General features: G+C 67.2%; 2 protein-coding genes. Both read left to right on the top strand.

The window, feature by feature from the left end; all coding sequences use genetic code 11:
- On the top strand, positions 1-2,660 hold a 2,660-nt coding region (gene rpoB / locus IE312_RS05030; protein ID WP_229899074.1), incomplete at its 5' end, for a DNA-directed RNA polymerase subunit beta.
- Positions 2,661-2,758: 98 nt separating this feature from the next.
- Complete coding sequence (locus IE312_RS05025; RefSeq protein WP_189978707.1) at positions 2,759-6,658, top strand: DNA-directed RNA polymerase subunit beta'; 3,900 nt, start codon at positions 2,759-2,761, stop codon at positions 6,656-6,658.
- The last annotated feature ends 317 nt before the right edge of the window (positions 6,659-6,975 follow it).

The following is a 6,975-nucleotide window of genomic DNA, read 5'->3' as shown; positions in this document are numbered from 1 at the left end:
CGCGCGAGGCCGCGCAGACGCTGTTGGAGAACCTTTACTTCAACCCCAAGCGCTACGACCTCGCCAAGGTCGGCCGCTACAAGGTCAACAAGAAGCTGGGTACGGACACCCCGCTGGACGCGGGCATCCTGACCGTCGAGGACATCATCTCGACGATCAAGTACCTGGTGAAGCTGCACGCCGGCGAGACCGAGACCACCGGTGACAACGGTGACACGGTCGTCGTCGAGACGGACGACATCGACCACTTCGGCAACCGTCGTCTGCGCAGCGTCGGCGAGCTCATCCAGAACCAGGTCCGCACGGGTCTGGCGCGTATGGAGCGTGTCGTCCGCGAGCGCATGACGACCCAGGACGTCGAGGCGATCACGCCGCAGACCCTGATCAACATCCGGCCGGTCGTCGCCTCCATCAAGGAGTTCTTCGGCACCAGCCAGCTGTCGCAGTTCATGGACCAGAACAACCCGCTGTCCGGGCTGACGCACAAGCGTCGTCTGTCCGCGCTCGGCCCGGGTGGTCTGTCCCGTGAGCGGGCCGGCTTCGAGGTCCGTGACGTGCACCCGTCGCACTACGGCCGCATGTGCCCGATCGAGACCCCCGAAGGCCCGAACATCGGCCTGATCGGCTCGCTCGCCTCCTACGGCCGGGTCAACGCGTTCGGCTTCGTCGAGACCCCGTACCGCAAGGTCATCGACGGCCAGGTCACCGACGAGGTGGACTACCTGACCGCCGACGAGGAGGACCGCTTCGTCATCGCGCAGGCCAACGCCCCGCTGACGAACGACCTCCGGTTCGAGGAGAGCCGCGTGCTCGTCCGCCGTCGTGGCGGCGAGGTCGACTACGTCGGCGGCGAAGACGTGGACTACATGGACGTCTCGCCGCGCCAGATGGTGTCGGTCGCGACCGCCATGATCCCCTTCCTCGAGCACGACGACGCCAACCGTGCCCTCATGGGCGCGAACATGATGCGCCAGGCCGTTCCGCTGATTAAGTCGGAGGCCCCGCTCGTCGGTACCGGCATGGAGTACCGCTCCGCCGTCGACGCCGGCGACGTCGTCAAGGCCGAGAAGGCCGGTGTGGTCCAGGAGGTCTCCGCGGACTACATCACCACCGCCAACGACGACGGCACGTACATCACGTACCGGCTGGCCAAGTTCGCCCGCTCCAACCAGGGCACCTCGGTCAACCAGAAGGTCATCGTCAATGAGGGCGACCGCGTCATCGAGGGCCAGGTCCTCGCCGACGGTCCGGCCACCCAGAACGGCGAGATGGCCCTGGGCAAGAACCTGCTCGTGGCGTTCATGCCGTGGGAGGGTCACAACTACGAGGACGCGATCATCCTGTCGCAGCGCCTCGTGCAGGACGACGTCCTCTCCTCGATCCACATCGAGGAGCACGAGGTCGACGCCCGTGACACCAAGCTCGGCCCCGAGGAGATCACCCGGGACATCCCGAACGTCTCCGAGGAGGTCCTCGCCGACCTCGACGAGCGCGGCATCATCCGTATCGGTGCCGAGGTCGTCGCCGGCGACATCCTCGTCGGCAAGGTCACGCCCAAGGGTGAGACCGAGCTGACCCCGGAGGAGCGCCTGCTCCGCGCGATCTTCGGTGAGAAGGCGCGCGAGGTGCGCGACACCTCGCTGAAGGTGCCGCACGGTGAGATCGGCAAGGTCATCGGCGTCCGCGTCTTCGACCGCGAAGAGGGCGACGAGCTGCCGCCGGGCGTGAACCAGCTGGTCCGCGTCTACGTCGCGCAGAAGCGCAAGATCACCGACGGTGACAAGCTCGCCGGCCGTCACGGCAACAAGGGTGTCATCTCCAAGATCCTGCCGATCGAGGACATGCCGTTCCTGGAGGACGGCACCCCGGTCGACATCATCCTGAACCCGCTGGGTGTGCCGTCCCGAATGAACCCGGGACAGGTCCTGGAGATCCACCTCGGCTGGCTCGCCAGCCGCGGCTGGGACGTCTCCGGCCTCGCCGACGAGTGGGCGCAGCGCCTGCAGGTCATCGGCGCCGACCAGGTCGCCCCGGGCACCAACGTCGCCACCCCGGTGTTCGACGGTGCGCGCGAGGACGAGCTGGCGGGTCTGCTGCAGCACACCATCCCGAACCGGGACGGCGAGCGCATGGTGCTCCCGACCGGCAAGGCGCGGCTGTTCGACGGCCGTAGCGGTGAGCCGTTCCCGGACCCGATCTCGGTCGGCTACATGTACATCCTGAAGCTGCACCACCTGGTCGACGACAAGCTGCACGCCCGTTCGACCGGTCCGTACTCGATGATCACCCAGCAGCCGCTGGGTGGTAAGGCCCAGTTCGGTGGCCAGCGGTTCGGTGAGATGGAGGTGTGGGCCCTCGAGGCCTACGGCGCCGCGTACGCCCTCCAGGAGCTGCTGACCATCAAGTCCGACGACGTCACCGGCCGCGTGAAGGTCTACGAGGCCATCGTCAAGGGCGAGAACATCCCCGAGCCCGGCATCCCCGAGTCCTTCAAGGTGCTCATCAAGGAGATGCAGTCGCTCTGCCTGAACGTGGAGGTGCTGTCCAGCGACGGTATGTCCATCGAGATGCGCGACACCGACGAGGACGTCTTCCGCGCTGCGGAGGAGCTCGGCATCGACCTGTCCCGGCGCGAGCCGAGCAGCGTCGAAGAGGTCTGACGGGAGTCCGGCGGGGCCCTGACCCACAGGGCCCCGCCGACCCCCAGGCCCCCGTTTCAGACCACAGACTTACAAACCCTGAGAGGGATTGACGCATAGTGCTCGACGTCAACTTCTTCGACGAGCTCCGGATCGGTCTGGCTACCGCTGACGACATCCGTCAGTGGAGCCACGGCGAGGTCAAGAAGCCGGAGACCATCAACTACCGCACCCTGAAGCCCGAGAAGGACGGACTCTTCTGCGAGAAGATCTTCGGTCCGACCCGGGACTGGGAGTGCTACTGCGGCAAGTACAAGCGCGTCCGCTTCAAGGGCATCATCTGCGAGCGCTGTGGCGTCGAGGTCACGCGCGCCAAGGTGCGTCGTGAGCGGATGGGCCACATCGAGCTGGCCGCTCCCGTCACGCACATCTGGTACTTCAAGGGTGTCCCCTCGCGCCTCGGCTACCTGCTGGACCTGGCGCCCAAGGACCTCGAGAAGGTCATCTACTTCGCGGCGTACATGATCACGTACGTCGACGAGGAGCGTCGTACCCGCGACCTGCCCTCCCTGGAGGCGCATGTCTCCGTCGAGCGTCAGCAGATCGAGAACCGCCGGGACGCCGACCTGGAGGCCCGCGCCAAGAAGCTCGAGTCCGACCTGGCCGAGCTGGAGGCGGAGGGCGCCAAGGCCGACGTGCGCCGCAAGGTGCGCGAGGGTGCCGAGCGCGAGATGAAGCAGCTGCGCGACCGCGCGCAGCGCGAGATCGACCGCCTCGACGAGGTGTGGACCCGGTTCAAGAACCTCAAGGTCCAGGACCTCGAGGGCGACGAGCTGCTCTACCGCGAGCTGCGTGACCGCTTCGGCACGTACTTCGACGGCTCGATGGGTGCCGCGGCGCTGCAGAAGCGCCTGGAGTCCTTCGACCTCGAGGAGGAGGCCGAGAGGCTCCGCGAGATCATCCGTACCGGCAAGGGCCAGAAGAAGACCCGTGCCCTGAAGCGGCTGAAGGTCGTCTCCGCGTTCCTGCAGACCTCCAACAGCCCCAAGGGCATGGTCCTGGACTGCGTCCCGGTCATCCCGCCGGACCTGCGTCCGATGGTGCAGCTGGACGGTGGCCGCTTCGCGACCTCCGACCTGAACGACCTGTACCGCCGTGTCATCAACCGCAACAACCGTCTGAAGCGGCTCCTGGACCTCGGTGCCCCGGAGATCATCGTCAACAACGAGAAGCGCATGCTTCAGGAGGCTGTTGACGCCCTCTTCGACAACGGTCGTCGCGGCCGTCCGGTGACCGGCCCGGGCAACCGCCCGCTGAAGTCCCTCAGCGACATGCTGAAGGGCAAGCAGGGCCGTTTCCGCCAGAACCTGCTCGGCAAGCGAGTCGACTACTCGGCGCGTTCCGTCATCGTCGTCGGCCCGCAGCTGAAGCTGCACCAGTGCGGTCTGCCCAAGGCGATGGCGCTGGAGCTGTTCAAGCCGTTCGTGATGAAGCGCCTGGTCGACCTGAACCACGCGCAGAACATCAAGAGCGCCAAGCGCATGGTGGAGCGCGGCCGCACCGTCGTGTACGACGTCCTCGAAGAGGTCATCGCCGAGCACCCGGTGCTGCTGAACCGTGCGCCCACCCTGCACCGACTCGGCATCCAGGCCTTCGAGCCGCAGCTGGTCGAGGGCAAGGCCATCCAGATCCACCCGCTCGTCTGCACCGCGTTCAACGCGGACTTCGACGGTGACCAGATGGCCGTGCACCTGCCGCTGTCCGCGGAGGCGCAGGCCGAGGCCCGCATCCTGATGCTGTCCTCGAACAACATCCTCAAGCCGGCCGACGGCCGCCCGGTGACGATGCCGACCCAGGACATGGTCCTCGGTCTGTTCTTCCTCACCACCGACGGCGAGCTGCGTGACACCAAGGGCGAGGGCCGCGCGTTCGGCTCCACGGCCGAGGCGATCATGGCGTTCGACGCCGGCGAGCTGGCGCTGCAGTCGCCGATCGACATCCGCTTCCCGGTGGGCACCATCCCGCCGCGCGGCTGGACCCCGCCGGCGCGCGAGGAGGGCGAGCCCGAGTGGCAGCAGGGTGACTCGTTCCGCCTGCGCACCACCCTGGGCCGCGCGCTCTTCAACGAGCTGCTGCCCGAGGACTACCCGTTCGTCGACTACTCGGTGGGCAAGAAGCAGCTCTCCGAGATCGTCAACGACCTGGCCGAGCGCTACCCCAAGGTCATCGTGGCGGCGACGCTCGACAACCTGAAGGCGGCCGGCTTCTACTGGGCGACCCGTTCCGGTGTCACCGTGGCCATCTCCGACGTCGTCGTTCCCGAGGCGAAGAAGGAGATCGTCAAGGGCTACGAGGCGCAGGACGAGAAGGTCCAGAAGCAGTACGAGCGCGGTCTGATCACCAAGGAAGAGCGCACGCAGGAGCTCATCGCGATCTGGACCAAGGCGACCAACGAGGTCGCCGAGGCGATGAACGAGAACTTCCCCAAGACCAACCCCATCTTCATGATGGTTGACTCGGGTGCCCGAGGAAACATGATGCAGATGCGGCAGATCGCCGGTATGCGTGGTCTGGTGTCGAACGCGAAGAACGAGACCATCCCGCGTCCGATCAAGGCCTCGTTCCGTGAGGGCCTGTCCGTGCTGGAGTACTTCATCTCCACGCACGGTGCCCGTAAGGGTCTGGCGGACACCGCCCTGCGTACCGCCGACTCGGGTTACCTCACCCGTCGTCTGGTCGACGTCTCCCAGGACGTCATCATCCGCGAGGAGGACTGCGGCACCGAGCGCGGTCTGAAGCTGAAGATCGCCCACCGCGGTGCCGACGGCGTGCTGCGCAAGGCGGACGACGTCGAGACCAGCGTCTACGCCCGCATGCTCGCCGAGGACGTCGTCATCGACGGCAAGGTGATCGCGCCGGCCAACGTGGACCTGGGCGACGTGCTCATCGACCAGCTCGTGCGTCACGGTGTCGAGGAGGTCAAGACCCGCTCGATCCTGACCTGCGAGTCGCACGTCGGCACCTGTGCCATGTGCTACGGCCGTTCGCTGGCCACCGGCAAGCTGGTCGACATCGGTGAGGCGGTCGGCATCATCGCCGCCCAGTCCATCGGTGAGCCCGGTACCCAGCTGACGATGCGTACCTTCCACACCGGTGGTGTGGCCGGTGACGACATCACCCAGGGTCTGCCGCGTGTCGTCGAGCTCTTCGAGGCCCGTACCCCGAAGGGTGTCGCCCCGATCTCCGAGGCCTCCGGCCGCGTGCGGATCGAGGAGACCGAGAAGACCAAGAAGATCGTCGTCACCCCGGACGACGGCAGCGACGAGACGGCGTACCCGATCTCGAAGCGTGCCAAGGTCCTGGTCCGCGAGGGCGACCACGTCGAGGTGGGCCAGCAGCTCACCGTGGGTGCCACCAACCCGCACGACGTGCTGCGCATCCTGGGCCAGCGTGCCGTCCAGGTCCACCTGGTCGGCGAGGTCCAGAAGGTCTACAACTCGCAGGGTGTGTCGATCCACGACAAGCACATCGAGATCATCATCCGGCAGATGCTGCGCCGTGTGACGATCATCGAGTCCGGCGACGCCGAGCTGCTGCCCGGCGAGCTGGTCGAGCGCTCCCGCTTCGAGCAGGAGAACCGTCGTGTGGTCCAGGAGGGCGGTCACCCGGCCTCCGGTCGTCCGCAGCTGATGGGTATCACCAAGGCCTCGCTGGCGACGGAATCCTGGCTGTCGGCCGCCTCCTTCCAGGAGACGACCCGAGTCCTGACGGACGCGGCGATCAACGCCAAGTCCGACAGCCTCATCGGCCTGAAGGAGAACGTCATCATCGGTAAGCTCATCCCGGCCGGTACGGGTCTGTCCCGTTACCGCAACATCCGGGTCGAGCCGACCGAGGAGGCCAAGGCCGCGATGTACTCGGCCGTCGGCTACGACGACATCGACTACTCGCCGTTCGGCACGGGCTCCGGCCAGGCCGTTCCGCTGGAGGACTACGACTACGGTCCGTACAACCAGTAAGGCGCACGTCCACTGAAGGGCGGCCACCTCTCGGGGTGGCCGCCCTTCGGCGTTCCCGCGGCCGGGGGCGTCCTGGGGGACCCAGGGCGTCGTAGGACGACCGCGACGGGGGGAGGCGGGAGTGGGAGGCCGAGCCGGCCCCCGCGGGCGCCGACGGGCCCCTCAGGAGCTCTGCGGCGGACTGCTGACAGACTCTGCCGACGGCTGGCAGGCCCTGAAGGTTCCGCGGCGGACTGCTGGCGGGCTCTTCTGGCAGCTGACCAGGCTGTGCGGCGAACCGCTGACGGGCGCCGACGGGCGACCGAGGGGGCTTCGCG

The sequence above is a fragment of the Streptomyces capoamus genome (genome assembly GCF_014654935.1).
Taxonomy (GTDB): Bacteria; Actinomycetota; Actinomycetes; order Streptomycetales; family Streptomycetaceae; genus Streptomyces; species Streptomyces capoamus.
This window is presented reverse-complemented; position numbering and strand designations above follow the sequence as displayed.